Here is a 22,106-nt window from a genome sequence, read left to right as displayed (position 1 = left end):
GCCCAGTCTAGACGTGGCCGCGGCTGCCTGGAACTGGGGGCGCCCAGGGACGAGGCCACCGCACCCGGGGCCCGCGCCTGAACGCATGGCCATCATAGGCAGCGCCGGCAGCGGGATCATGGCCGTCGCGTGTCCTGTGCCGACACGCGTTGCCATGCGTCGGCACCTGCGTTGGCGGGGCGTCTGTCACAGGCTGGGCCGGGGTTGCGGGATGCGCGGCCGTTTTCTTTTGCCGGCGGCCGGCATACTATCCCCCAGTATAGTTCTAGGGCCTCACCGCATGCCGCACACCCCGCACGAGAAGAAGCGCGTCCTCGCCCGCATCCGCCGCCTGCGCGGCCAGACCGAGGCGCTGGAACGTGCGCTGGAAGAGGGGACGGAGTGCGCTGCCGTGCTGCAGCAGATCGCCGCCATCCGCGGTGCGGTCAACGGCCTGATGTCGGAGGTGATGGAAGCCCACGTCCGCGAAGAATTCGGCCAGCCCGCCAGTTCCGACGCGCAGCGCGCCGCGCGCGTGCGCGAGATGGGCATGCTGGTCCGCTCCTATCTCAAGTGATCCGCACCCCACACCCATTTCCTCAGCCAGGAGAAAGCGCATGAAATCCCGAGCCGCCGTTGCATTCGAAGCCGGCCAGCCGCTGCAGATTGTGGAGATCGATGTCGAACCGCCGCGCCAGGGCGAGGTGCTGGTGCGCATCACCCACACCGGCGTGTGCCATACCGACGCGTTCACGCTGTCCGGCGACGACCCGGAAGGCATCTTCCCGGCGGTGCTCGGCCACGAGGGCGGCGGCATCGTCGAGGCGGTGGGCGAGGGTGTCACCAGCGTCAAGGTCGGCGACCACGTGATCCCGCTGTACACGGCCGAGTGTCGCAAGTGCAAGTTCTGCCTGTCCGGCAAGACCAACCTGTGCCAGGCGGTGCGCGCCACCCAGGGCAAGGGCCTGATGCCCGACGGCACCACCCGCTTCTCCTACAACGGCCAGCCGATCTACCACTACATGGGCTGCAGCACCTTCAGCGAGTACACGGTGGTGCCGGAGATCTCGCTGGCGGTGGTCAATCCCGAGGCGCCGCTGGAGAAGGTGTGCCTGCTCGGCTGCGGCGTCACCACCGGCATCGGTGCGGTGCACAACACGGCCAAGGTGAAGGAAGGCGACACCGTGGCGGTGTTCGGCCTGGGCGGCATCGGCCTGGCGGTGATCCAGGGCGCGGTGCAGGCCAAGGCCAGCCGCATCCTGGCCATCGACACCAATCCGGGCAAGTTCGAGCTGGCGCGCAGCATGGGCGCCACCGACTGCATCAACCCCAAGGATTACAGCAAGCCGATCCAGGAGGTCATCGTCGAGCTGACCGATGGCGGCGTGGACTTCAGCTTCGAATGCATCGGCAACGTGCACGTGATGCGCTCGGCGCTGGAGTGCTGCCACAAGGGCTGGGGCGAGAGCGTCATCATCGGCGTGGCCGGCGCCGGCCAGGAAATCAGCACGCGCCCGTTCCAACTGGTCACCGGCCGGGTCTGGCGCGGCAGCGCCTTCGGCGGGGTCAAGGGCCGCACCCAGTTGCCGGGCATGGTGGAGCAGGCGATGCACGGCGAGATCGACCTCGATCCGTTCATCACCCACACCCTGCCGCTGGACGAGATCAACGAAGCCTTCCACCTGATGCACGAGGGCAAGTCGATCCGCACCGTCATCCACTTCTGACCGCAGGTCAGTCCGGCGCGCGGCCGTTTCCGCGCATTGCAGCGACGCAACGAACCCGGGAGGGGGCAAGATGAGTACTGTGACGATTCATCCGTCGGTGGATGCCGGCGTGCGTGCCGGCGCGGAGCATTTCCAGGGCGGCACCCTGGAATGCCACTGCGCCAGCGACAAGGTGGTGGTGGAAGTGGGGGCGCAGACCGCGCACAACCATGCATGCGGCTGTACCAAGTGCTGGAAGCCGAAGGGCGCGACCTTCTCGGTGGTGGCGGTGGTGGCGCGCGACAAGGTCAAGGTGACCGCGCACGAGGAGAAGCTCAAGGTGGTGGACGAGAGCGCGACCATCCGCCGTCATGCCTGCACCGGCTGCGGCGTGCACATGTACGGCCGCATCGAGAACACCGAGCATCCGTTCTACGGCCTGGATTTCGTGCATACGGAACTGTCGCCGCAGCAGGGCTGGTCGGCGCCGGGCTTCGCCGCGTTCGTGTCCTCGATCATCGAGAGCGGCACGCGTCCGGAGGCGATGGACGGGATACGCAATCGCCTGCGCGAACTGAAGCTGGAGCCGTACGACTGCCTGTCGCCGCCGCTGATGGACGCGATCTCCACCCACGTGGCGCGCAAGAACGGCGTGCTGCACTGAAGTCCGCTGCCGTGCGCGTCGTCGGTCGACGCGTCGCGGCATCTCCGCCTGCGGCCGCGCGCGGTCGCAGGCCCTCTTCCCGGAACTGCCCATGGAACGCATCGAACACCACGCCTGCTGCGGCGGCTGGCAGGACGTCTATCGCCACGATTCGGCCGTGCTCGGCTGCAGCATGCAGGTCGCCGTGTACCTGCCGCCGCAGGCCGAGCACAGCAAGCTGCCGGTGCTGTACTGGCTCAGCGGCCTCACCTGCACCGAGCAGAACTTCATCACCAAGGCCGGCGCGCAGCGCTATGCGGCCGAGCACGGCGTGATCCTGGTCGCGCCCGACACCAGCCCGCGCGGGGAGAACGTCGCCGATGCCGAGGGCTACGACCTGGGCAAGGGCGCCGGCTTCTACGTCAACGCCACCCAGGCGCCGTGGGCCGCGCACTACCGCATGTACGACTACGTGGTGCAGGAACTGCCGGCGCTGATCGAGGCGCAGTTCCCGCACAACGGCCGCCGCGCGATCAGCGGGCACTCGATGGGCGGCCATGGCGCGCTGGTGATCGCGCTGAAGAATCCCGGCCGCTACCGCAGCGTGTCGGCGTTCTCGCCGATCGTGGCGCCCACGCAGGTGCCCTGGGGCGAGAAGGCCTTCACCGCCTACCTGGGCGAGGACCGCGCGCAGTGGCAGGCGTACGACGCCAGCGTGCTGATCGGCAGTGCCAGCGAGCGCCTGCCGCTGCTGGTCGACCAGGGCGGCGGCGACGAGTTCCTTGACAAGCAGTTGCGCCCGCAGCTGTTGCAGGCCGCCGCCGACGCCGCCGGCTATCCGCTGACCCTGCGCGTGCAGCCCGGCTACGACCACAGCTACTACTTCATCGGCAGCTTCATCGGCGAGCACATCGCCTTCCACGCGCGCGCGCTGCAGGGCTGAGCGCGCTCCGCTGGCGGCCGCGTGCGACGCGGCCGCCGGGCAGGCACCGCGGGCTTGGCGGCGGTGCCGGCGCACCCGTGCCCTCCGGGCTGTCGTCGCTGCCGTGCGGTGGCGGGCGGCTGGAGGCGAGCGGCGCAGATGTGGGCTCGCCGGCCTGCACATGACAGCGCCGTGACCATCACGGCGGCGGTGTGGCCGGTCTCGTAAACAAACGTGGGGGCGGCGGCAGCCAGCGTGCGGTTGTGCGATCGCGTTCGCGCCTGCTGAGACGGGCGCTGGCTAGATTCCGCAGTGTTCGCCATCCCCACGTCACTGGATCGGAGCCGCGCCATGTCCTGCCGTCGCACCTTGCTGCTCCCCTGGCAGCGCTGGCGCAGCCCGCTCAGCGCGGTGGCGATGCTGGCCTGCACCGTGTTCGGTGCCTGCGTGGCGTTGGCGATCGGCGCGGCCACGCGCTAGCGCAGCCATTCCCGGCTGCCGGCGATCGCATCGACGCCGTCGCGCGGGACGCGCTGACGCGGTCGTGTCGTACCGCGGCGGCGATCGTCTGGATCGGCAAGCGCTCGCCTGCAATCCGCTGCATCGCCCCGCGGTGCCGGTAGGACAGCATGGTGCGATGGACTGCCAGGCAAATGCTGGCAGTACGCGTTTCGCATCGGGGCAGCGGCATGGCGCCGGGCGTCGCGTTCAGCGCGGCAGCCGCGCCGCCAGCGTGCCCAGCCGCCGCATGGCGTGTTCCAGGGGCTCGCTCCACGGCTGGCCGCAGCTCAGCCGCAGGTGGTCGGTGTAGTCGCCGCGGCTGGAGAACAGATGCCCGGGCGAGGTGCCGATGCCGGCGGCGAGGGCGGCCTCGAACAAGGCCTAGCCGCTGCCGCCGTCGGCCAGTTGCAGCCACAGCGACAGGCCGCCGGCCGGGTCGCCGATGCGGGTGCCGGCCGGCCAGTGCCGCAGCACCGCCTCGCGCAGGCGCTGGCCGTTGTCGGCCAGGGTGCGGCGCAGCTTGCGCAGGTGCCGTTCCAGGTCGTGCCGCTGCAGGTAGTCGGCCAGGGCCAGTTGCGGCAGACTGGCGCCGCCGATGGTGGAGAAGTACTTGGCGCGCACCAGCGCGTCGGTCCAGGCGCCACCGAGCAGCCAGCCCACGCGCAGGCCGGGCGCCAGCACCTTGGAGAAGGCGCCGCAGGTGATCACGTTGCCGTGGGTGTCGAAATGGCGCAGCGGCCGTGGACGCTGCCCGGACCAGTCGAGTTCGCCGTAGATGTCGTCCTCGATCACCACCGTGCCGTGGCGCGCGCAACTGTCCAGCAGGGCGCGCTTGGCCACGTCCGGGGTGAGGCTGCCGAGCGGATTGTTGAAGTTCGGTACCAGCACCGCGGCGCGCGCCGGCGTGCGCTGCAGCAGCGCATCCAGGCGCGCGGCGTCGATGCCCTGGCCGGGCCGGTTCGGAACCTCCAGCACCTTCAGGCGCAGCGCCGCCACCGCCTGCAGGATGCCGTGGTAGGTCGGGGTCTCGACCAGCACCACGTCGCCCGGCGCGGTGAGGGTGCGCAGCGCCAGACTGATCGCCTCCATCGCGCCGGCGGTCACCACCACCTCGTCGGCGGCCACGGCGGTGGCGCAATGCGCGTAGCGCTGCGCGATCTGCCGGCGCAGCGCGGCATGGCCCTGCGGCGGGGCGTAGTCGAGCGCGGCGCTGCGCTGGCGGCGCAACTGCCGCGCCAGTGCGCTGGCCAGGTGTGCGCCGGGCAGCAGCGCCGCGGCCGGCGTGGCGGTGTGCAGCGGCACCAGGTCCGAACGCGCGAGCATGTCCAGCACGCCCTGCAGCGCCGGATTGGCGACCGCGCCCGGCGCGCGCCGCCGGGTAGCGGCGCCTGCGCCGGTCGGTTGCGGCGTGGCCGCGGCGCGCACGAAGTAGCCCGAGCGCGGGCGTGCCTGCACCCGCCCTTCGCGTTCCAGTTGCAGGCAGGCCTGCACCGCGGTGGCGGCGCTGATGCCGTGGCCGGCGGCCAGTTGCCGGATCGACGGCAGGCGCTCGCCGGCACGCAGCGTGCCCTGCGCGATCTGTTCGCGCAGCTGGCTGGCGAGGGCTTCGTACAGGCGCATGCGGCGGCCTCATCTGTATCGGTCGATTTGCAGCGTATCTGACTCTGTGCTGGTCGCCCACCCCGGCGCACACTGGCCGCGTCCTTCCCCCATGTCAGAGGCCGCGCGTGCAACTGCCGCTGTTCATCGTCGATGCCTTCGCCACGGTGCGGTTCCGCGGCAACCCGGCCGCGGTGGTGCCGCTGCAGGCGTGGTTGCCGGACGCGCTGATGCAGGCCATCGCCAGCGAGAACAATCTGTCGGAGACTGCGTTCTTCGTGCGCGAGGCCGATGGCGCGTTCGCGATCCGCTGGTTCTCGCCGCTGCGCGAAGTGGGGTTCTGCGGCCATGCCACCTTGGCCAGCGCCTTCGTCGTCGCCACCCAGGGCCTGGCGCCGCTGCCGTTGCGGTTCCGCGCCGCGGCGGTCGGCGAACTGGGGGTGGACCGCGAGGCCGACGGGCGCTTCGTCCTGCGCTTTCCGAACCAGGCGCCGACCGCGTTGGCGACGGTGCCGCAGGCGCTCGCGCAGGCGTTGTCGATCGCGCCGCAGGCGGCGTACCGCAACGACCAGGCCTACATCGCCGTGTACGCGGACGAAGCCCAGGTGCGCGCGGTGGTGCCGGACCTGGCGCGGATGCTGGCGTTGGCGCCGCGCGATGTCGCGGTCACCGCGCCCGGCCGCGACCACGATTTCGTCTCGCGCTACTTCTGGCCAGCCAATGGCGGTGCCGAGGATCCGGTGACCGGCTCGATCCACGCCGCGCTGGCGCCGTTGTGGGCGCAGCGGCTGGGCAAGTGGGACTTGCGCGCGTGGCAGGCCTCGGCGCGCGGCGGCGAACTGGATTGCCGGGTTCTGCCGGACCACGTGCAGGTGCGCGGCGCGGCGGTGCAGTACCTGCACGGGAGCATCGCGCTATGAGCGCCGTAGCTGCGACGTCGGCGGGCACGGTGCGGCGTGCCTTGTGGCAGCTACTGCTGGCCGAGGTGCTGATCGGCTCGGTCGGCGTGTTCGTGCACGAGAGCGGTCAGGATCCGGTGACCGCGGTGTTCTACCGCTGCCTGTTCGGCGCGCTGTTCCTGACCGTGTGCGGCCTTCTCGGCGGGCAGTTGCGCGGCCTGTGCCGCGAGCGCGCGCTGCTGCGCGACGCGGCGCTCAGCGGCGTGTTGCTGGTGCTCAACTGGGTGGCGCTGTTCGCCGGCATGGCGCGCTCGTCGATCGGCGTGGCGACCATGGTCTACCACGTGTTCCCGTTCGTCATGCTGATCCTGGCGGCGGTGCTGCAGGGCGAGCGCAGCCGCCGTGCCGACCTGGGCTGGACCCTGCTGGCCTTCGTCGGCGTGGCGTGTTCGGCCGATCCGCTGCGGCTGTGGTCCAGCGCCGACCGCGGCTATCTGGGCGGGATCGCGCTGACCTTGCTTGGCGCGCTGCTGTGCGGCGCCTCGTTGCTGATGTCGCGGCGGATCAGCCGCGAGCGGCCGCTGGCGGTGGTGACGGTGCAGTGCTGGGTCGGGGCGGCGATGCTGGCCGGCTTCTCCAGCAGCGCCGCGCTGCATCCCGGGCGGCACTGGTTCTGGCTGGTCGGCCTGGGGGTGATCCACAGCGGCGTGGTGTACGTGCTGTTCTACAGCGCCTACCGGCACCTGCACGTGGCGGCGATCGCGGTGGTCGCCTTCGTCTACCCGCTGGTGACGCTGCTGCTGGACTACCTGCTGTACGGCCACCGGCTGGTGCCGGTGCAGTGGCTGGGCCTGGCGCTGATCGTGCTGGGCACGCTGGCGGTCAATCTGCGCTGGTCCTGGCCGCGCCGGGCGGTGGCCGCGTCGTAGCGTGGCGCGGCTCCGCGTGGGCGCGTCGGCCACCGCGGTGCGGTGGCCTGGGCGCGCGTTTCAGCGCACGTCGCGCAGTTCCCAGCCGCTGCCGGCCAGCAGGCGCAGGCGCTGCTTGAGGATGTCGCCGGGGATGCTGGTGGTGGCGGACAGGTCGATGCGCAGATCGTCCTGGCGGCCGGTCACCCGCGCTGCCGGATCGGTCACGCCCAGGGCCGGATCGACCTCGTCCGGCTCCGGCTGCAGCGCGCGCCAGCGCTCGAACCAGGCCGGGTCGCTCAGCGCGGCCTGCAGTTGTTCGGCGAAGGCGTCGGCGCCGTGCGCGGTGAAGCTCAGCGACGGCTGGCTGCCGCGGGCACGGGCGGGATCGGGCAGGCTGATCGAGTAGGTCACGGCCATGGGCATCTCTTGTGGGCGGTACGAAGCGGCGGAGCCTAGCAGAGCCGGCGCCGCGCCGCCGTCGACGCGGCCCCGGGTCGGATCAGCTGAAGCGCAGCGCCTCGCCGGCGAAGCCCAGCACCAGCGCGCCCTTGCCGACGTTGACCATGCCGGTCAGGCTCATCACGCTTTCCAGCAGCGCCACGCCGTGGCTGTCGCAGGCCTGGCGCAGCGCCGCGTAGCCGGGCCGGGCGCGCAGTTCCGCCAGCTCGCCGCCGTAGCTCAGGCACAGCGTGGACGTCATCAGCCCGGCGGCCACGCGCTTGGCGGCCAGGCCGAACAGGGTCTGCACGGCGTGGTCGAAGCCCTTGAGCTTGGCCACCGGCGCGGTCTCGCCACGGTGGCAGTGCAGCACCGGCTTGATGTCCAGGGCCGAGCCGAGCGCGGCGCTGAGCAGGCCGACGCTGCGGTCGCCCTTGCTGCGCGCGCGGCTGCGCAGGTAGTACAGGTCGCGCGCGATCATGTAGCCATGGGTGTGCTCGGCCAGCGTCTCCAGCCGCTCGCGGATGGCCTGCACGCCGGCGCCGTCGGCGCGCAAGCGCACCGCCTCGACGGCGACCACCGCCTGCGCGGCGAACAGGTTCTGGGTGTCGATCACCCGCAGGGCGAACGGCGAGGCGTGACCGGCGGCCTGGCGGATCGGCTTGTAGTCGCTGAGGATGGCGAAGCCGGCCTGCTGCGCGTGGTCGTGGATCGGGCTGCGGGTCTTGGCGATGGTCAGGCAGAACACGTGGTCGTAGTCGATGACCAGCCGGCCCAGGAACAGCTCGCGGATCTGCGCCACGCTGTACGGCACGGTCTCGGCCTCGGCGCCGTGCGCGCTGACCTGCGCGTGCAGGAATTCCAGCGTCGCCGCTTCGTCGCGCTGATCGGCCAGCACGGTGCCGCCGAGGCGCACGCTGATCGGCAGGACCACCAGATCGTGTTGCGCGATGTAGTCCTGCGGCAGATCGCAGGCGGAATCTACGACGATGCCGATACGCATCCGCTGAAGCTCCAGTACGGGGAAATGGCGATGAACATGGCGGCCGCTCAGGCGCCCCGCTGCACGGCGGCCGGCAGCGTCGCCAGGCGCGCCATCTCGCCGCGCTGCAGCAGCTGCGGGTCGGCCAGCACCGCCCGCATCAGCGGGTGCGCGTCGTTGCCCCACAGCAGGGTGTCGTCGATCTGCAGGGTCGGCACGCCGAACACGCCGGCTGCCAGCGCCTGCTCGGTGTTGGCGCGCAGCTGCGCCTTGACCTGCGCATCGGCGGTGGCCGCGGCCACGTCGGCGATGCCCAGCGCCTGGCCGACCGGCGCCAGCGCCGCGGCGTCGTCGCCGGCGTGGCCGTCGCGCCACAGCCAGTCGAAGAGCGCGTCGATGGCCTGCGGCGTGGTGCCTGCGGCGACGCACAGGCGCAGCGCGGTCAGCGGGTTGAACGGGTGCGCCGGCGGGAAACGCAGCGGCACGCCCTGCTGCTGCGCCTGCCACTGCACGAAGCGGTAGGTGAACTCGCGCTTGTGCGGCACCTCGGCCGGCCCGCGTGCCTGCAACTGCGCCAGCACCGCGCCGAACACGATCGGCACCGGCTGGATCCGGTCGAACTCCGGAAGCGTTTTCACCTGCTGCCAATGCAGATAGGAAAACGGCGAGATGAAATCGAAGTACCAGCGCAATGTCATTGTGCTTCTCCGCAATGACCCATCAGCTTATCGCGGCGCTGCGCGCGCGGCGACCTGCCAGCGCATGGTGCAGTGCGGGACGTCAGTGCCGCCCGGTGCGGGTGCGGACAGCACGGCGTAGACGATGCAGTGGCGAGAATCTCGCCGGCACGAGATACCTGTGAAGCGGCCCACGCCCGCGGCCTGGATCGCGGTAGCGCTATTGCGCTGGCGCATGGCGCGCGCGGGTCTTGTCATAGCTCGCGGCGCGCGCGCCTTGCTAGCGTCCGTCGCGGCAGCAGTGTCGCTGCCCCTGCACGTTCAGGAGAGACCGCCATGCACGCTTCCGCTCCCGTTTCCGATGCCGCTTCGCCGCGCCTTCCCGCCACCGTCGTCGGGCCGCGGCGCGGCCGGACGCGCGTCCTGCGCGCGCTGTTCGCCGCCGCCCTGCTCGCCGCGGCGCCGCTGGCGCTGGCCGGTCCCTACCAGGTGTACGGCAACCAGTACGCGTGGGTGAACAACTTCAACGATCCCAACAACGTCATCCAGGGCACGTTCCACAGCGGCAGCACGCCGAGCATGACCGTGACCTTCAATTTCCCCAACGCCAGCCTGTACGGCTATCCGGCGATCCTGCGCGGCTCGCACTACGGCTTCAATCCCACCGCCGACCGCACCTTCCCGCGGCAGGTCTCGGCGCTGCGTTCGTTGCCGGCGACCTTCGCGTACTCGTCCGGCGGCAGCAACCTGGCCGGCGACTTCGCCTACGACCTGTTCTTCCGCTGGGACAGCACGGTGTCGTCCAGCGCGATTCCGCAGGCCGAGGTGATGATCTGGGGCGGCCACAACTCGTATCCGATCGGCACCCTCACCGCCAGCAACGTCATCAGCGCCGGCGGCTACACCTTCGATCTGTGGGAAGGCATGAACAGCGCCGCCGGCTACTACGTCTACACCTTCATTCCGCACAACACCGCCGGCCAGCCGACCCTGCCGAGCAACGGCAATCTCAACATCGACATCAAGCCGTTCCTGACCTGGCTGCACACGCACCGCGCGCAGGACGGACGCTTCAGCAACGCGATGTACCTGCACGTGGTCGAAGCCGGCTTCGAGGTGGTGCGCGGCAACGGCTGGGCCTGGATCCAGGCCAATATCGGCGCCAACTGACGGCGCCGCACGGGCGCCGCCGTTCCTGCCTGGCTCAGCGCGGCGGCGCCTTGCACAGCGCCGCGTTGTGCGTTGCGGGGCGCCGCTATCGCGGGACGGCATCGTCCGTGCGATGCCGTCCCGGCGTACTCGACGCGGTTTAGCGCGTGTACGCCTTCGGCAGCGCGCCGCTTTGCTGCATGTAGCGGTCGCGCAGCTCGGTCTGCCGCGAGCGCATCGGGATCGCGCGGCCGCCCAGCCAGACCTGCTCGGCGTAATGCGCAACGTCCAGCGGGTCGCCTTCCCACAGCACCAGATCGGCGAGCTTGCCCGGGGCGATGCTGCCCAGGCGATCGCCCACGCCGAAGGCCTCGGCCGGGACCCGGGTCAGGCCGGCCAGGGCGGCGTCCCACGGCAGCCCGTGCGCGACCGCGTTGCCGGCCAGTTGCCGCTGCTTGCGCGCGTTGTGCGCGCCGTCGCCGCCCTGGGTGAAGCTCACCGCCACGCCGGCGGCGTTGAGGCGTGCGGCGTTCTCCAGGGTGGCGCCGATCTGGTCGAAGCTGGCCGGCAGGTCGTCCAGCGCGTTGACGAACACCGGCACCTGCGCCTTCGCCAGTTCCGGCGCCAGCTTCCAGGCCTCGTCGCCGCCGGCGATGGCAATGCGCACCTTCTCGCGCTGTGCCCAACGCAGCAACTGGCGGATGTCGGCCGCGCGGTTCACCGTCACCACGATGCGGCCCTGGCCGGCGAGGTAGCGCGCCAGCACCGCGCGTCCGGCCGGGGTCAGCAGCGCATGCGGCGAGTCGGCGGGCATGCGCCCGCGCGCTTCGGCCACCAGTTGGTCGAGCAGCATCCATTGCGCCGCGCGCGACTTGCCGCTCAGCTCCAGCGCATCGCTGCCCAGGTGCAGGTACAGCGCGCGCGGGCCGATCGGGTCGGCGCCGCCGTCCAGGCGCATCACCGCGCCCTGGCCGGCGACGAAGGCGCCGCCGGTGTTGGCGCCGAGTGCGGTGAAGCCGATGCCTTCCACCCGCGCGACCGGGATCAGCACCGATTCGGGGTTGTAGGCCAGGGTCACGTCGAACTCCGGACGCATCGGCTGGTCGTGCGGCAGGGTCAGCGTGCTGTCGACAGTGGAGGCCTCGCCGGAGACCTCCTCGATGCCGATCTCGGTGATGCCGCCGAACAGCGCCGGGGTCAGTGGCCGGCCCTTGGCCTCGACCACGGCGCCGCCGGCCGGCGCGCTCAGGCCGGGGCCGACCGCGCGGATCACCCCGCCCTGGACCAGCACGTCGGCATTGGCGAGGGTGCCGCGGGCGCTGGCGGTGTGTACGGTGGCGCCGCGGATCAGCACGTCCTGGGCGAACCCGGGCGCGCTGCCGAGCAGCAGGCAGGCGGCCAGGGCCAGGCGCTGCGCCAGGCGAGGGGACGAGAGCAGGGCGCGGCTCATCGGGCAGCCTCCTGGCCGAGCATGAAATCGGAGGTCGGTTGCAGGCGGCGGTCGGCGCGGTCGTAGACCTGCGCGCCGTCGATGTAGACCTTGTCGGCCAGGGCGTAGGAGCTGAAGGGGTTGCCGTTCCACAGCACCACGTCGGCCATCTTGCCCGGCTCCAGCGAACCGGTCTGCTTGTCGATGCCCAGCGCCTTGGCCGGGTTGCTGGTCAGCCAGCGGATCGCGCGTTCGGGCGGGATGTCGATGCCGGCGCGGCGGCCGGCGGCCATCGCCTTGGCCGCTTCCTGGTTGAGCCGCTGGATGCCTTCCTCCGAATCCGAGTGCACGATCGCGCAGCCATTGGCGGGGCGATCGACCAGGGCGATGTTCTCCTGGATGCCGTCGAAGGCCTCCATCTTGAAGCCCCACCAGTCGGCCCACAGCGCGCCGCAGACGTTCTCCTGGGCCAGGCGGTCGGCGATCTTGTAGGCCTCCACGCCATGGTGGAAAGCGGCGATCTTGAAGCCGAACTCCTTGGCCAGGTCGAGCATGGTGGTCATCTCGTCGGCGCGGTAGCAGTGGATGTGCACGCGGATGTCGCCGTTGATGGCGCCGGCCAGCGTGTCCAGCTTGAGGTCGCGCTTGCCGCCGCTGTCGCCGCTGCTGTCGTTGTCGCCGTTGCCGCGGCTCCACCAGTGGCGCTTGGGCGGGCTCTTCTGCTTGGGCGCGTTCTTGCGCATGTATTCGCTGGCGTCGATGAAGGCGGCGCGGTAGCCGGCGACGTTGCCCATGCGCGTGGACGGACCGCCCTTCTCGCCGTAGACCCGCTTGGGGTTCTCGCCGCAGGCCATCTTCAGGCCCCACGGCGCGCCGGGGAACTTCATCGCCTGGTAGGTGGTGGCCGGCACGTTCTTGAGGGTAACGCCGCGGCCGCCGACCAGGTTGGCCGAGCCGGGCAGCACCTGCAGCGCGGTGACGCCGCCGGCCAGCGCGGTGCCGAAGCCGGGATCCTGCGGCCAGATCGAATGCTCGGCCCACACGTTCGGGGTCACCGGCGCGGTCGCCTCGTTGCCGTCGCTGTGCGCGCTGACGCCCGGGCTCGGGTAGACGCCCAGGTGCGAGTGCACGTCGATGATGCCGGGCGTGACCCACTTGCCGTGGCCGTCGATGCGGGTGGCGTTGTCCGGCGCGGCCAGCGCGCGGCCGACCGCCTGCACGCGGCCGTCCTGCAGCAGCACGTCGGCGTCGTCCAGGCGCTCGCCGGTGCCGGTGAGCACGGTGGCGTGTTCGATCAGCACCGGCACAGACGGCAGCGCGCGGTAGGTGCTGGGATAGGGATCGTCGACGAAACGCGAGGCGGCAGCGGCAGGGCCGCACAACGCCACGCCCAGGCAGGCGAGCAACAGATGACGCATCGGATTTTCCCCGGAAGATGGACGTGGCCCTTGCGGCCGTGCCCGCACGCTAGCCCGAGCCGGCGCGCTTGCCAAGTGCGGGGGCGGCATCGGCGCGCCCGGCTGCACCGGATCGCGACGCCGACCCTGCTATCCAGGCCGATTGCCGCCCATGGAAACTGCGATGACCGACACCCCCGCGCGCACCGTCGTGGACTTCTGGCGCAGCGCCGGCCGCGAGCGCTGGTTCGCCGCCAACGACTCCTTCGACGCCAATGTCCGCCAGCACCTGCTGGACGCGCACCATGCCGCCGCGCGCGGCGAACGCGGCGACTGGCTGGCCGACGCCGAGGGCGCGCTGGCGCTGCTGCTGTTGCTCGACCAGGTGCCGCGCAACGTGTTCCGCGGCAGCGCGCACGCCTTCGCCACCGACGGCCTGGCCTGCCGCTACGCCGACCAGGCGCTGGCGGCCGGCTTCGACCAGCAGGCCGATGCGGAACTGCGGATGTTCTTCTACCTGCCCTACACGCATGCCGAGGACGCGGCGCGGCAGCGCCAGGCGGTGGAGCTGTTCAGCGCGCTCGGCGATGCCGAGTCGCTGCAGTGGGCGGTGGTGCACGAGGACGTGATCCAGCGCTTCGGCCGCTTCCCGCACCGCAATGCGGCGCTGGGGCGCACGACCACGGCGGAGGAGCAGGCGTTTCTGGATGCGGGTGGGTTTGCTGGGTGAGGGAGGGGGCTGCGCGATCATGGCGTCATGCCAGCGACGCCGCTGGCGCACCGGATGTCACTGCAGTCGGGACTGAAGTCCCTCCCACAGCGAGCCACCAGGCAGTTGGCGCGGCCGCCAGCATTCGCCTGGTACGCGCACCGGCGACACGGAGTGCGCTTCTTGTGGGAGCGGCTTCAGCCGCGACGAGCGAAGCCATCGGACGCATTCGACTTCATTGCAGTCGGGACTAAAGTCCCTCCCACAGGGATTGCCGGACTTCGCTGCTGCCGTCAGCAGGTGCGCAAGACGCCAAGCGGTGGTGTGCCCAGGGTAGGAGCGGCTTCAGCCGCGACCGGGCGTTCCCGGTAAGGCCCGGTCGCGGCTGAAGCCACTCCTACGCGGTTGCGCGGTTGCGCGTTGTGGCGAACGCGACGCGCGGGCACAAAAAAGGGCGATCGTTCGATCGCCCTTTCGATGCGTCCGCGCTGGGCGCAAACAACGCGCAGTCGGCTCAGTACTTCGGCACGCTGCCGTCGACCTGGTCGGTCCAGGCGTCGATGCCGCCGACCACGTTGTGCACCTTGGTGAAGCCCAGCGAACGGAAGTGCTCGGCCGCCTGCGCGCTACGGCCGCCGCGGTGGCACAGGAAGGCCAGGGCGGTGTCCTTCGGCAGCGCTTCCAGTTGCGCGCGCTGCTCGCCGTCGAGGGTGCGGAACGGCACGTTGACCGCCGCCACCGCGCGCTCTTCCGGCGGGCGCACGTCCACAAGGAGCAGGCCGCCGGCGCGCACCTGGTCGTCGGCGTCGCGCGGGCTGAGGTCCTGCACCGGCTTGGGCGCATTGGGATTGTCGATCGCCAGGCCGCGGCCGCGGATATCGTCCACCCAGTCGATGGTGATGCCGTCGGCGCGGCGCGCGCTGCTCAGGTCGAACTGCACGCGCAGGCCGTTGGACTCGGCGGCGATGGCATTGGGATCGGTCGGCGCCAGTTGGAAGTTCGGCTGGAACTGCGCGTCGATCGCCAGCGCCAGGCTGGCGCCCGGGGCGTCGGCCAGCGCGCCGCGCAGCATCTCGGCGGCGGCATCGGTGATGGTGATCGACGGCGGCGTGCGGTCCGGCGCGGCCACGCCGAGCAGTTCGCTCAGCTCGCCGCTGCCGGCCATCTGCAGGATGATGTCGCTGCCGCCGATCAGCTCGCCGTCCACGTACAGCTGCGGGATGGTCGGCCAGTCGCCGTAGACCTTGATGCCCTCGCGGATGTCCTGGTCGGCCAGCACGTTGACGTGGGCGAAGTCGACGCCGAGCTCGTTCAGCGCGCCCACCGCCTTGGCGGAGAAGCCGCACTGCGGCATGCCCGGCTGGCCTTTCATGAACAGCACGACGCGGTTGGAGCTGAGCAGCGTTTCGATACGGGAGCGCAGGGCGGGGTCGAGGGACATGGCAGCAGTCGTCGCAGAGTCGGACCGGTCATTCTACGCCGCATGGCATCATGGGGCATGACAGTTCCGGAAACGCTGCATCGCATCCCGCGCCACCCGTACCGCTGGCTGCCCTGGGCGCTGGCCTCGCAGGCGCTGGTGGCGGCGCTGTGGCGGGTGTATGGCTGGCAGGTCGGGCTGCCGGCGCTGCTGCTGTCGCACGCGGCGCTGGTGCTGCCGGTGTTCCTGCCGCGGGCGCGGCTGTACGCGCCGGTGCTGGACCACCTGCCCGGCAGTGCGCCGCGGGTGTGGCTGACCATCGACGACGGCCCGTCCGACGACACCGCGGCGATCCTGGACCTGCTCGACCGCCACCAGGCCAAGGCCACCTTCTTCCTGGTCGGCGCCCGCGCCGCCGCGCGCCCGCAGCTGGTGCGCGAGATCCTGCGCCGCGGCCACGGCATCGGCAACCACAGTCAGCATCACCCGCAGGCGTGGTTCTGGGCGCTGGGACCGCGGCGCATGGCCCAGGAAATCGGCCAGGCGCAGCAGACCCTGGCCGCGATCGCCGGCACTGCGCCGCGCTGGTACCGCTCGGTGGTGGGCATGACCAACCCTTTCGTCGCCGCACCGTTGCGCCGGCACGGCCTCACCCGGGTGGCCTGGAGCGCGCGCGGCTTCGATGGCGTGCGCTGCGACCCCGTCGTCACCGTCGCGCGCATCGCCCGCGATCTGCGCCCCGGCGCCATCGTGCTGCTGCACGAGGGCGCGGCGCACGGGCACAACCCGGCGATCGTGGAGGGGGTGTTGCAGGCGGTGCAGGCACGTGGGCTGCAGGCGGTGCTGCCGGATTGACTCGGAGGTGCGTCGTCGTGCCGCGGCAGTGCGATGCGCGCGGCACGCCGCGTGCCGATCGGTTCGCTCAGCGCCCTGAATCAGCCCGGCCGCGTCATGCCGTAGGCCATCAGCGCCGCCATCGCGCCGAGGGTAAGCAGGGCGCACGACAGACCAAGGAGGCCGTACTGCTTGCTGCGATCAGGCTGCAGGCAGTTGCCGATGCCCAGCGCGATGGCGCAGACCTGCGCGATGGCGGTGAACAGTGCCAGCAGGCCGAGCAGCAGCGACATCGGCGTGTGCGGGTCAGCGGCGAATGTCGGGATGACGAAGAAGGTACTGAGCAACAGCGCCGCGAGCAGCACCAACGCGCTGAGCAGGCTGGTCGCCAGGGACGCGATGCCCAGGCCGGAGCGTGGCCGTGGCGCGGGTGCGGTCATGCGCAGCCAACCGGGTGCGGGTCGGCGCAGCCGACGCGGCCGCTGCGTAAGCGGTCTTCCTGCACCCGCCTCAACGCGGCTCCGCCACGATCAGCCAGTTGTTGAACGGCGTGTTGCCGTACAACGGTGCGAAGCTGGCGCGCAGGCCGGCGGCGTCGAGCTGGGCCTGCAGGCTGTCGCGGGTGGGGTAGGCCTTGGGCAGCTCCTGCATCCAGCCGGCCAGGTGCGCCAGCACGTCGGTGATGCGGCTGGTGCGCCCGCGGCCGCTGGCATCGCCCAGGCCGCTGCGGATCACCAGCTTGGCGCCGGGCGTGAGCATGCGCGCCACGCTGCGGATCAGGTTGGACTGCATGTCGCGGTCCAGGTACTGCAGCACGTCCAGGATCGCGACGCTGCCGTGGTGCTCGGGCCAGGACTGGCCCAGGTCGACCACCGCGAACTGCGTGTCCTGCAGCCCGTTGCGCGCGGCGATGGCGCCGGCGCGGCGGATCTTGGCCGCGTCGATGTCCACGCCGTGGTAGCGCTGGCGCTGGCCGTCGGCGCGCAGCGCGTGCGCGAGCAGGCCCAGCCCGCAGCCCAGGTCCAGCACCGGCGCATCGGTGCCGCGCAGCGCGGCGAGTACGCCGGGATACAGCGGGTCGGTGCGCAGCTTGGTGCGCGTGTAGTAGTAGTCGTAGCGATTGCCCAGCGGGTGCGTGGGCAGGAAGGCGCGGGCGATGGCCAGGGCCTGCGGGCGGGTCATGGGCTGGGTGGTGCTGGCGTCGCGCAATGTCGGTCCTTGGCAGCGGGCGTACGCCAGCTAGGCTAACGCATCGCGTGCCGCCGGCAACAGCACTGCGGTCCAGCGCGCGTACATCGCCGCCGACGGATGCAGCCCGTCGGCGGCCAGCATCGCCGCGTCGCCACCGCCGTCGCGGCTGCAGGCGGTGATGTCGACGAAGCGCACCGCGCGCGCGGCGCAGCAGGCCTGCGCGGCGGCGTTGAAGGCGTCGATCTGCGCGGCGATGCGTGCCGGATCGTGTGCGGGCGGCTGCGCGAAGGCGGTCACGCCCCAGTCCGGGATCGACACCGCCAGCACCCGCTGCGGCCGCGCGTCGGCGAAACCGATCGCACGCTGCAGCAGCGCGTCGAACTGCGCGCGGTAGTCGTCGAGCGGGTAGCCGCGGTACTGGTTGTTGACGCCGATCAGCAGCGTCACCAGGTCGAAAGGTCCCTGCGGCACAGCCGCGTCGATGCCGGCGTCCAGTTCGTCGGTGGTCCAGCCGGTGGTGGCGACGATCTGCGGATCGGCCAGGGCGATGCCGTCGCGGCGCAGCGCCGCCGCCAGCTGCATCGGCCAGCGTCCGTCGGCGTCAACGCCTTCGCCGATCGTGTAGGAATCGCCCAGCGCCAAGTAGCGCAGCGGAGCGTGCTGGACCGCGGCGAAACGCCCCTGGCTCATCTACGCGGTGCCAATGGCAGCCTCAGCACCGAGACGCGCGCTCGCAGGAACGGCGCACGCTTTGCCATTCCCCATTCCCCATTCCCCATTCCCCATTCCCCATTCCCCATTCCCCACTCACCGCCCCACAGCCGCCCGCGGCTTCAGCGGCACCACCTTGGTGGCGTCCTCGGCGCGGCGCGCCAGCACGCGGTCGATGCGCGCGAACACCTCGCGCATCGTCGCCGCCTCCGGCAGCAGGGTGACGCGGAAATGGTGCCGGTAGGGCACGTTGAAGCTGGAGCCGGGCACCACCAGCACGCCTTCCTGTTCCATCAGTTCCAGGGCGAAGGCGTGATCGTCGAAGCCGCGCGCGGCGGCGCCGACCACGGCCGGGAACGCGTACAGCGCACCGGCCGGCTGCACCAGCGACAGGTGTTCGCTCGCGGCGCAGGCCTCGATCACCGCGCGGCGGGTCTCGTACAGGCGGCCGCCGGGCGCGCACAACGGCGAGATCGTGTCCGGGCCGTTGACCGCGGCATCGATGGCGAACTGGCCGGGCACGTTGGCGCACAGGCGCAGCGCGCCGAGCAGGTCCATGGCGTTGCGGAAATCGCCGACGCGCTCGCTATCGCCGGACAGCAGCGCCCAGCCGACGCGCCAGCCGCAGGCGCGGTGCACCTTGCTCAGGCCGCCGAAGCTGATGCACGGATGCGCGCCGGCGAGCGGCGCCACCGACACGAACTCCGCAGCGTCGTACAGCACCTGGTCGTAGATTTCGTCGACCATCAGCAGCAGGTTGTGCTTGACCGCGATGGCGACGATCTTCTCCAGCAGCGCGCGCGAGTAGCTGGCGCCGCTGGGGTTGTTCGGGTTGATCAGCACGATGGCGCGGGTGCGCGAGGACACCAGCGTCTCGATCTCCACCGGGTCGGGCTGGAAGCCGTTCTCCGGCGCGCAGCGGTAGTACACCGGGCGGCCGTCGTTGAGGATGGTGGCGGCCGACCACAGCGGGTAGTCGGGCGAGGGCACCAGCACTTCGTCGCCGGGGTTGAGCAGTGCGCGCAGCGACAGGTCGATCAGCTCGCTGACGCCGTTGCCGACGAAGATGCGATCCGGGTGCGCGTCCGGATGCTGGCGCCGGGCGTATGCTGCGGCGATCGCCTCGCGCGCCTCCGGCAGGCCCTGCTGGTGGGTGTAGGGATCGGTGCGGCCCATGTCGTCGGCGATCGCACGCTGCAGGTGCTCGGGCGCACGGAAGCCGAACGCGCCGGGATTGCCGATGTTGAGCTTGATCAGCTTGCGCCCCTGGGCCTCCAGCTCGCGGGCTCGCCGTGCCAGTTCGCCGCGGATCTCGTAGCGGACTTCGGACAGGCGTTCGCGGATCGCGAGCGGCTTGATCGGCAGGGTGGGCATCGCATTGGCCGGTGGGGCGTGGGACCTGCATGGTAGCGGAAATGTGACACCGCGGCGGGGCGGGGGCTGCGTGGTGGCGGGCCGTCTACGGCGGCCGGCCTCCGCGCTCGGCGCTGCGATGGGCGAGGCGGCGGCGCCAGGCATGCCCGCGCACCTCGCCCCCGCGGCCGGAGTGCGCTCACCTCCGGGCCCGGCACACCCTCTAGAATCCGCGCATGACCTCCTCCCCGATCGACTTCGACGCGTTGCGCCCCATCGGCTGGCCCTGGCCCGGATTGCCCGAGGAGCCGGCCTGGCGCGCGCTGTTCGAGGCGCATCCGCAGGCGCGGCCGGCGCGGGTGGTGGAGCAGCACCGCACCGGTTACGTGGTCGCCGACGCGGTGGATACCGGGTTCAAGGTCGAATCGCTGCCGGACTGGCAGCGGCCGCGCTTTCCCAGCCACGAGCGCGCCGCGGTCGGCGACTGGGTGTTGCTGGAGGACACGCGCATCGTCGCGCTGCTGCCGCGGCGCACCGCGATCAAGCGCGGCGCCGCCGGCGAGCACTACCACCAGCAGGTGATCGCGGCCAACATCGACACGGTGTTCATCGTCTGCGGCCTGGATGCGGACTTCAACCCGCGGCGGATCGAGCGCTATCTGCTGCTGGTGGGCGGCGGCGGTGCGGCGCCGGTGGTGGTGCTGACCAAGGCCGACCTCACCGAGTACGCCGACGACGCGCTGGCGGTGCTGGAAGAACTGGCGGCGCAGTCGATCCCGCTGCTCACGGTCAACGCGCGCGAGGCCGACAGCGTCGCCGCGCTGCGGCCGTGGCTGGGGCCGGGGCAGACCGCGGTGCTGGTCGGCTCCTCCGGCGCCGGCAAGTCCACCCTCACCAACACCTTGCTCGGCGTGCAGAAGATGCGCACCGCAGCGGTGCGCGCCACCGACTCGCGCGGCCGCCACACCACCACCCATCGCGCGCTGCTGCCGCTGCCCTCCGGCGCCTGCCTGATCGATACCCCGGGCATGCGCGAACTCAAGCCCACCGGCGAGGAAGACCTGGCCGAGGGCGCCTTCGCCGACATCGAGGCGCTGGCGGCGCAGTGTCGCTTCAACGATTGCGCGCACCTGGCCGAGCCGGGCTGCGCGGTGCAGGCGGCGATCGAGCGTGGCGAGATCGATGCCGCGCGCCTGGCCAACTACCTGAAGCTGCGCGAGGAAGTGGCCGGCGCCGCCGGCAAGCTGGCGCAGCGCCAGGCGCAGAACGCGGCCGCCGGCCGCAGCGGCAAGCCCGGCGGCGGCAAGCCGGGCGGCAAGCGCCCGCCGCCGCGCACCTTGCGCCGTTGACGCCGGCCGTGGCCAAGCGCGCGCTGTCGGCCGAGATCCGCCACCACGCCGCGCTCGATGCGCGGCTGGTCAAGGCCGTGCGCGGCATCCGCCTGCTGGCGCTGGCGAGTTGGCCGGTGGCGTTGCAGGCGCCGTTCCTGGAGAGCGTGGCGCGCGGGCAGCCGCAACTGCCGCAGGTGCAATATCCCAGGCTGGATTTCGCTGACACCCGCCGCGAGCTCGCGGCGATCGCCGAGGCCGCCGATCCGATGCATCCGCTCGGCGCCTACCTGCAGGCCTCGGTGCACAGCTGGGACCTGGCCGCCGCCCTGCTGGAAGCGCTCGGCACGCCGGCGGTGGGTAGCTATTCGGCGCAGTTGTTCGGGGTGCCGGACGACCCGATGCCCGGCCACGGCCCGACGACCCGCGAGGCGGCCGGCCATTTCATCCGCATCGCCCAGGAACTGGACCGCGAACTGTTCTCGGCCGAAGAACAGGTACCGGTGTCGGCCACCGCGCTGCGCCTTCTGCTGCAGCGCGACCTGGACGAGTTCTTCGGCGGGCGGGTGATCACGGTGGAACTGGATCCGGACCTGCTGGCCAAGGCCGCCGCCGGCGCGCAGCGCATCCGCCTGCGCTCCGGCGCGCACTTCAGCGATTACGACCGCGCGCAACTGTTCCATCACGAGGCGCTGGTGCATTCGCTGACCGCGCTCAACGGCCGGCAACAGGCGCAATTGCCGAGCCTGGCGCTGTCCTCGCCGCGCACCACCGCCACCCAGGAAGGCCTGGCGACCTTCGCCGAGCAGATCACCGGCAGCATCGACATCGAGCGAATGAAGCGGATCAGCCTGCGCATCGAGGCGATCGCGCTGGCCCGCGACGGCGCCGATTTCATCGAGGTGTTCCGCTACTTCGATGCGGCCGGGCAATCGCCTGCGGAGAGTTTCTCCTCGGCGCAGCGCGTGTTCCGCGGCGTGCCAACCACCGGGGGCGCCGCGTTCACCAAGGACACCGTGTACCTGCGCGGGCTGGTGTCGGTGCACACCTTCTTCCGCCAGGCGCTGCAGCGCGATCGCCTGCCGCTGTGCCGCTGGCTGTTCGCCGGCAAGATGGCGCTGGAGGACGTGGCCGCGTTCGCACCGCTGTTCGAGTCCGGCGTGCTGGCGCCGCCGCGCTGGTTGCCGACCTGGGTGGCGCGCGCCAGCGGCCTGGCCGGGATGCTGGCGTTCTCGCTGTTCGCCAACCGGATTCGCATGGATCAGGTGGAGTAGGGCGCTCCAGAAGAAAGGAGCTGCCGCTGCGAGAAGTGGACGGCATTCGCAGCG

The 22,106-nt window shown here is 71.4% G+C and carries 22 protein-coding genes and 1 pseudogene; 12 read left to right on the top strand and 11 right to left on the bottom strand.

The features are described 5' to 3' along the window. Positions 1-280 precede the first annotated feature (280 nt). The 5 genes from AC1PK7_RS16780 to AC1PK7_RS16760 all read left to right on the top strand — a co-directional run bounded on the left by AC1PK7_RS16780 (position 281) and on the right by AC1PK7_RS16760 (position 3,730). A complete protein-coding gene (locus AC1PK7_RS16780; RefSeq protein WP_010344558.1) occupies positions 281-556 on the top strand; it encodes a metal/formaldehyde-sensitive transcriptional repressor in 276 nt (91 codons plus the stop codon). 40 nt (positions 557-596) lie between these two features. Beyond that, a complete protein-coding gene (locus AC1PK7_RS16775; RefSeq protein WP_481098867.1) occupies positions 597-1,706 on the top strand; it encodes an S-(hydroxymethyl)glutathione dehydrogenase/class III alcohol dehydrogenase in 1,110 nt (369 codons plus the stop codon). A 70-nt stretch (positions 1,707-1,776) separates the two neighbouring features. Beyond that, positions 1,777-2,349 (top strand): S-(hydroxymethyl)glutathione synthase, encoded by a 573-nt coding sequence (gfa, locus tag AC1PK7_RS16770; protein WP_010344556.1) that lies wholly within the window; start codon positions 1,777-1,779, stop codon positions 2,347-2,349. Positions 2,350-2,440: 91 nt separating this feature from the next. Then, positions 2,441-3,271: an S-formylglutathione hydrolase gene (gene fghA / locus AC1PK7_RS16765; protein WP_295945102.1), complete on the top strand. Its 831-nt coding sequence runs from the start codon at positions 2,441-2,443 to the stop codon at positions 3,269-3,271. A gap of 330 nt (positions 3,272-3,601) precedes the next feature. Beyond that, the gene (locus AC1PK7_RS16760; protein ID WP_017916620.1) at positions 3,602-3,730 is read left to right on the top strand and encodes a hypothetical protein; all 129 of its coding nucleotides are present in this window, start codon (positions 3,602-3,604) and stop codon (positions 3,728-3,730) included. A 228-nt stretch (positions 3,731-3,958) separates the two neighbouring features. On the opposite strand, the pseudogene AC1PK7_RS16755 reads toward AC1PK7_RS16760, so the two are convergent. Further along, a pseudogene (locus AC1PK7_RS16755) lies at positions 3,959-5,371 on the bottom strand (aminotransferase-like domain-containing protein). A 107-nt stretch (positions 5,372-5,478) separates the two neighbouring features. Here AC1PK7_RS16755 and AC1PK7_RS16750 point away from each other — a divergent pair. Continuing rightward, on the top strand, positions 5,479-6,270 hold the full coding sequence (locus AC1PK7_RS16750; protein ID WP_481098866.1) for a PhzF family phenazine biosynthesis protein: 792 nt from the start codon (positions 5,479-5,481) through the stop codon (positions 6,268-6,270). Next, positions 6,267-7,178, top strand: a complete 912-nt coding sequence (locus tag AC1PK7_RS16745) for a DMT family transporter (protein WP_481098865.1) — start codon at positions 6,267-6,269, stop codon at positions 7,176-7,178. Before AC1PK7_RS16750 ends, AC1PK7_RS16745 begins: the two co-directional genes overlap by 4 nt. Positions 7,179-7,238: 60 nt before the next feature. Here AC1PK7_RS16745 and AC1PK7_RS16740 read toward each other — a convergent pair whose 3' ends face one another. The 3 genes from AC1PK7_RS16740 to AC1PK7_RS16730 form a co-directional block, all read right to left on the bottom strand. Beyond that, on the bottom strand, positions 7,239-7,577 hold the full coding sequence (locus tag AC1PK7_RS16740; protein WP_193314198.1) for a hypothetical protein: 339 nt from the start codon (positions 7,575-7,577) through the stop codon (positions 7,239-7,241). An 82-nt stretch (positions 7,578-7,659) separates the two neighbouring features. Continuing rightward, positions 7,660-8,601, bottom strand: coding sequence for a DegV family protein (locus AC1PK7_RS16735; protein WP_481098864.1), 942 nt, complete (start codon positions 8,599-8,601; stop codon positions 7,660-7,662). Between the two features lie 47 nt (positions 8,602-8,648). Beyond that, entirely contained in the window at positions 8,649-9,278 is a 630-nt protein-coding gene (locus AC1PK7_RS16730) for a 2-hydroxychromene-2-carboxylate isomerase (protein ID WP_371183514.1), read from the bottom strand. Positions 9,279-9,593: 315 nt separating this feature from the next. Here AC1PK7_RS16730 and AC1PK7_RS16725 point away from each other — a divergent pair, with 315 nt between their 5' ends. Further along, positions 9,594-10,427 carry a GH12 family glycosyl hydrolase domain-containing protein gene (locus AC1PK7_RS16725; RefSeq protein ID WP_481098863.1) on the top strand — a complete coding sequence of 278 codons (834 nt, stop codon included), beginning with the start codon at positions 9,594-9,596 and terminating at the stop codon, positions 10,425-10,427. Positions 10,428-10,566: 139 nt separating this feature from the next. On the opposite strand, the gene AC1PK7_RS16720 is transcribed toward AC1PK7_RS16725, so the two are convergent. Both AC1PK7_RS16720 and AC1PK7_RS16715 read right to left on the bottom strand, forming a co-directional pair. Further along, complete coding sequence (locus AC1PK7_RS16720) at positions 10,567-11,856, bottom strand: amidohydrolase family protein (RefSeq protein ID WP_481098862.1); 1,290 nt, start codon at positions 11,854-11,856, stop codon at positions 10,567-10,569. Further along, positions 11,853-13,253 (bottom strand): amidohydrolase, encoded by a 1,401-nt coding sequence (locus AC1PK7_RS16715; RefSeq protein WP_481098861.1) that lies wholly within the window; start codon positions 13,251-13,253, stop codon positions 11,853-11,855. Before AC1PK7_RS16715 ends, AC1PK7_RS16720 begins: the two co-directional genes overlap by 4 nt. Before the next feature lie 163 nt (positions 13,254-13,416). Here AC1PK7_RS16715 and AC1PK7_RS16710 point away from each other — a divergent pair, with 163 nt between their 5' ends. Then, complete coding sequence (locus AC1PK7_RS16710; RefSeq protein WP_481098860.1) at positions 13,417-13,962, top strand: DUF924 family protein; 546 nt, start codon at positions 13,417-13,419, stop codon at positions 13,960-13,962. Positions 13,963-14,455: 493 nt separating this feature from the next. Here the strand turns inward: AC1PK7_RS16710 and grxD are convergent, their stop codons facing one another. Continuing rightward, the gene (gene grxD / locus AC1PK7_RS16705) at positions 14,456-15,382 is read right to left on the bottom strand and encodes a Grx4 family monothiol glutaredoxin (RefSeq protein WP_481098859.1); all 927 of its coding nucleotides are present in this window, start codon (positions 15,380-15,382) and stop codon (positions 14,456-14,458) included. Positions 15,383-15,424: 42 nt separating this feature from the next. Here grxD and AC1PK7_RS16700 point away from each other — a divergent pair, with 42 nt between their 5' ends. Then, on the top strand, positions 15,425-16,216 hold the full coding sequence (locus AC1PK7_RS16700; RefSeq protein WP_481098858.1) for a polysaccharide deacetylase family protein: 792 nt from the start codon (positions 15,425-15,427) through the stop codon (positions 16,214-16,216). A gap of 80 nt (positions 16,217-16,296) precedes the next feature. On the opposite strand, the gene AC1PK7_RS16695 is transcribed toward AC1PK7_RS16700, so the two are convergent. The 4 genes from AC1PK7_RS16695 to AC1PK7_RS16680 all read right to left on the bottom strand — a co-directional run bounded on the left by AC1PK7_RS16695 (position 16,297) and on the right by AC1PK7_RS16680 (position 19,471). Next, a complete protein-coding gene (locus AC1PK7_RS16695) occupies positions 16,297-16,635 on the bottom strand; it encodes a hypothetical protein (RefSeq protein WP_481098857.1) in 339 nt (112 codons plus the stop codon). A gap of 70 nt (positions 16,636-16,705) precedes the next feature. Next, positions 16,706-17,377: a methyltransferase domain-containing protein gene (locus AC1PK7_RS16690; RefSeq protein WP_481100918.1), complete on the bottom strand. Its 672-nt coding sequence runs from the start codon at positions 17,375-17,377 to the stop codon at positions 16,706-16,708. A 57-nt stretch (positions 17,378-17,434) separates the two neighbouring features. Beyond that, the gene (locus AC1PK7_RS16685) at positions 17,435-18,076 is read right to left on the bottom strand and encodes an SGNH/GDSL hydrolase family protein (protein ID WP_481098856.1); all 642 of its coding nucleotides are present in this window, start codon (positions 18,074-18,076) and stop codon (positions 17,435-17,437) included. Between the two features lie 117 nt (positions 18,077-18,193). After that, on the bottom strand, positions 18,194-19,471 hold the full coding sequence (locus tag AC1PK7_RS16680) for a pyridoxal phosphate-dependent aminotransferase (protein ID WP_209246148.1): 1,278 nt from the start codon (positions 19,469-19,471) through the stop codon (positions 18,194-18,196). 215 nt (positions 19,472-19,686) lie between these two features. On the opposite strand from AC1PK7_RS16680, the gene rsgA reads away from it, so the two are divergent. Both rsgA and AC1PK7_RS16670 read left to right on the top strand, forming a co-directional pair. Continuing rightward, a complete protein-coding gene (gene rsgA, locus AC1PK7_RS16675) occupies positions 19,687-20,799 on the top strand; it encodes a ribosome small subunit-dependent GTPase A (protein WP_481070418.1) in 1,113 nt (370 codons plus the stop codon). Positions 20,800-20,807: 8 nt separating this feature from the next. Then, positions 20,808-22,052 (top strand): flavohemoglobin expression-modulating QEGLA motif protein, encoded by a 1,245-nt coding sequence (locus AC1PK7_RS16670; RefSeq protein WP_481098855.1) that lies wholly within the window; start codon positions 20,808-20,810, stop codon positions 22,050-22,052. The last annotated feature ends 54 nt before the right edge of the window (positions 22,053-22,106 follow it).

Source organism: Xanthomonas sp. NCPPB 3174 (assembly GCF_056725205.1).
Note: the sequence above shows the minus strand (reverse complement) of the source record. Positions and strands in the feature narration are given on the sequence as shown.

Excerpts from the sequence above, each read along its gene's own strand:
- AC1PK7_RS16775 (WP_481098867.1), top strand. The coding sequence starts at position 597 with ATGAAATCCCGAGCCGCCGTTGCATTCGAAGCCGGCCAGCCGCTGCAG.
- fghA (WP_295945102.1), top strand. The coding sequence starts at position 2,441 with ATGGAACGCATCGAACACCACGCCTGCTGCGGCGGCTGGCAGGACGTC.
- AC1PK7_RS16745 (WP_481098865.1), top strand. The coding sequence starts at position 6,267 with ATGAGCGCCGTAGCTGCGACGTCGGCGGGCACGGTGCGGCGTGCCTTG.
- AC1PK7_RS16695 (WP_481098857.1), bottom strand. The coding sequence starts at position 16,635 with ATGACCGCACCCGCGCCACGGCCACGCTCCGGCCTGGGCATCGCGTCC.
- AC1PK7_RS16735 (WP_481098864.1), bottom strand. The coding sequence starts at position 8,601 with ATGCGTATCGGCATCGTCGTAGATTCCGCCTGCGATCTGCCGCAGGAC.
- AC1PK7_RS16715 (WP_481098861.1), bottom strand. The coding sequence starts at position 13,253 with ATGCGTCATCTGTTGCTCGCCTGCCTGGGCGTGGCGTTGTGCGGCCCT.
- AC1PK7_RS16690 (WP_481100918.1), bottom strand. The coding sequence starts at position 17,377 with ATGACCCGCCCGCAGGCCCTGGCCATCGCCCGCGCCTTCCTGCCCACG.
- AC1PK7_RS16685 (WP_481098856.1), bottom strand. The coding sequence starts at position 18,076 with ATGAGCCAGGGGCGTTTCGCCGCGGTCCAGCACGCTCCGCTGCGCTAC.
- AC1PK7_RS16740 (WP_193314198.1), bottom strand. The coding sequence starts at position 7,577 with ATGGCCGTGACCTACTCGATCAGCCTGCCCGATCCCGCCCGTGCCCGC.
- AC1PK7_RS16725 (WP_481098863.1), top strand. The coding sequence starts at position 9,594 with ATGCACGCTTCCGCTCCCGTTTCCGATGCCGCTTCGCCGCGCCTTCCC.
- AC1PK7_RS16730 (WP_371183514.1), bottom strand. The coding sequence starts at position 9,278 with ATGACATTGCGCTGGTACTTCGATTTCATCTCGCCGTTTTCCTATCTG.
- AC1PK7_RS16710 (WP_481098860.1), top strand. The coding sequence starts at position 13,417 with ATGACCGACACCCCCGCGCGCACCGTCGTGGACTTCTGGCGCAGCGCC.
- AC1PK7_RS16680 (WP_209246148.1), bottom strand. The coding sequence starts at position 19,471 with ATGCCCACCCTGCCGATCAAGCCGCTCGCGATCCGCGAACGCCTGTCC.
- AC1PK7_RS16780 (WP_010344558.1), top strand. The coding sequence starts at position 281 with ATGCCGCACACCCCGCACGAGAAGAAGCGCGTCCTCGCCCGCATCCGC.
- grxD (WP_481098859.1), bottom strand. The coding sequence starts at position 15,382 with ATGTCCCTCGACCCCGCCCTGCGCTCCCGTATCGAAACGCTGCTCAGC.
- gfa (WP_010344556.1), top strand. The coding sequence starts at position 1,777 with ATGAGTACTGTGACGATTCATCCGTCGGTGGATGCCGGCGTGCGTGCC.
- rsgA (WP_481070418.1), top strand. The coding sequence starts at position 19,687 with ATGACCTCCTCCCCGATCGACTTCGACGCGTTGCGCCCCATCGGCTGG.
- AC1PK7_RS16700 (WP_481098858.1), top strand. The coding sequence starts at position 15,425 with ATGGCATCATGGGGCATGACAGTTCCGGAAACGCTGCATCGCATCCCG.
- AC1PK7_RS16760 (WP_017916620.1), top strand. The coding sequence starts at position 3,602 with ATGTCCTGCCGTCGCACCTTGCTGCTCCCCTGGCAGCGCTGGCGCAGC.
- AC1PK7_RS16720 (WP_481098862.1), bottom strand. The coding sequence starts at position 11,856 with ATGAGCCGCGCCCTGCTCTCGTCCCCTCGCCTGGCGCAGCGCCTGGCC.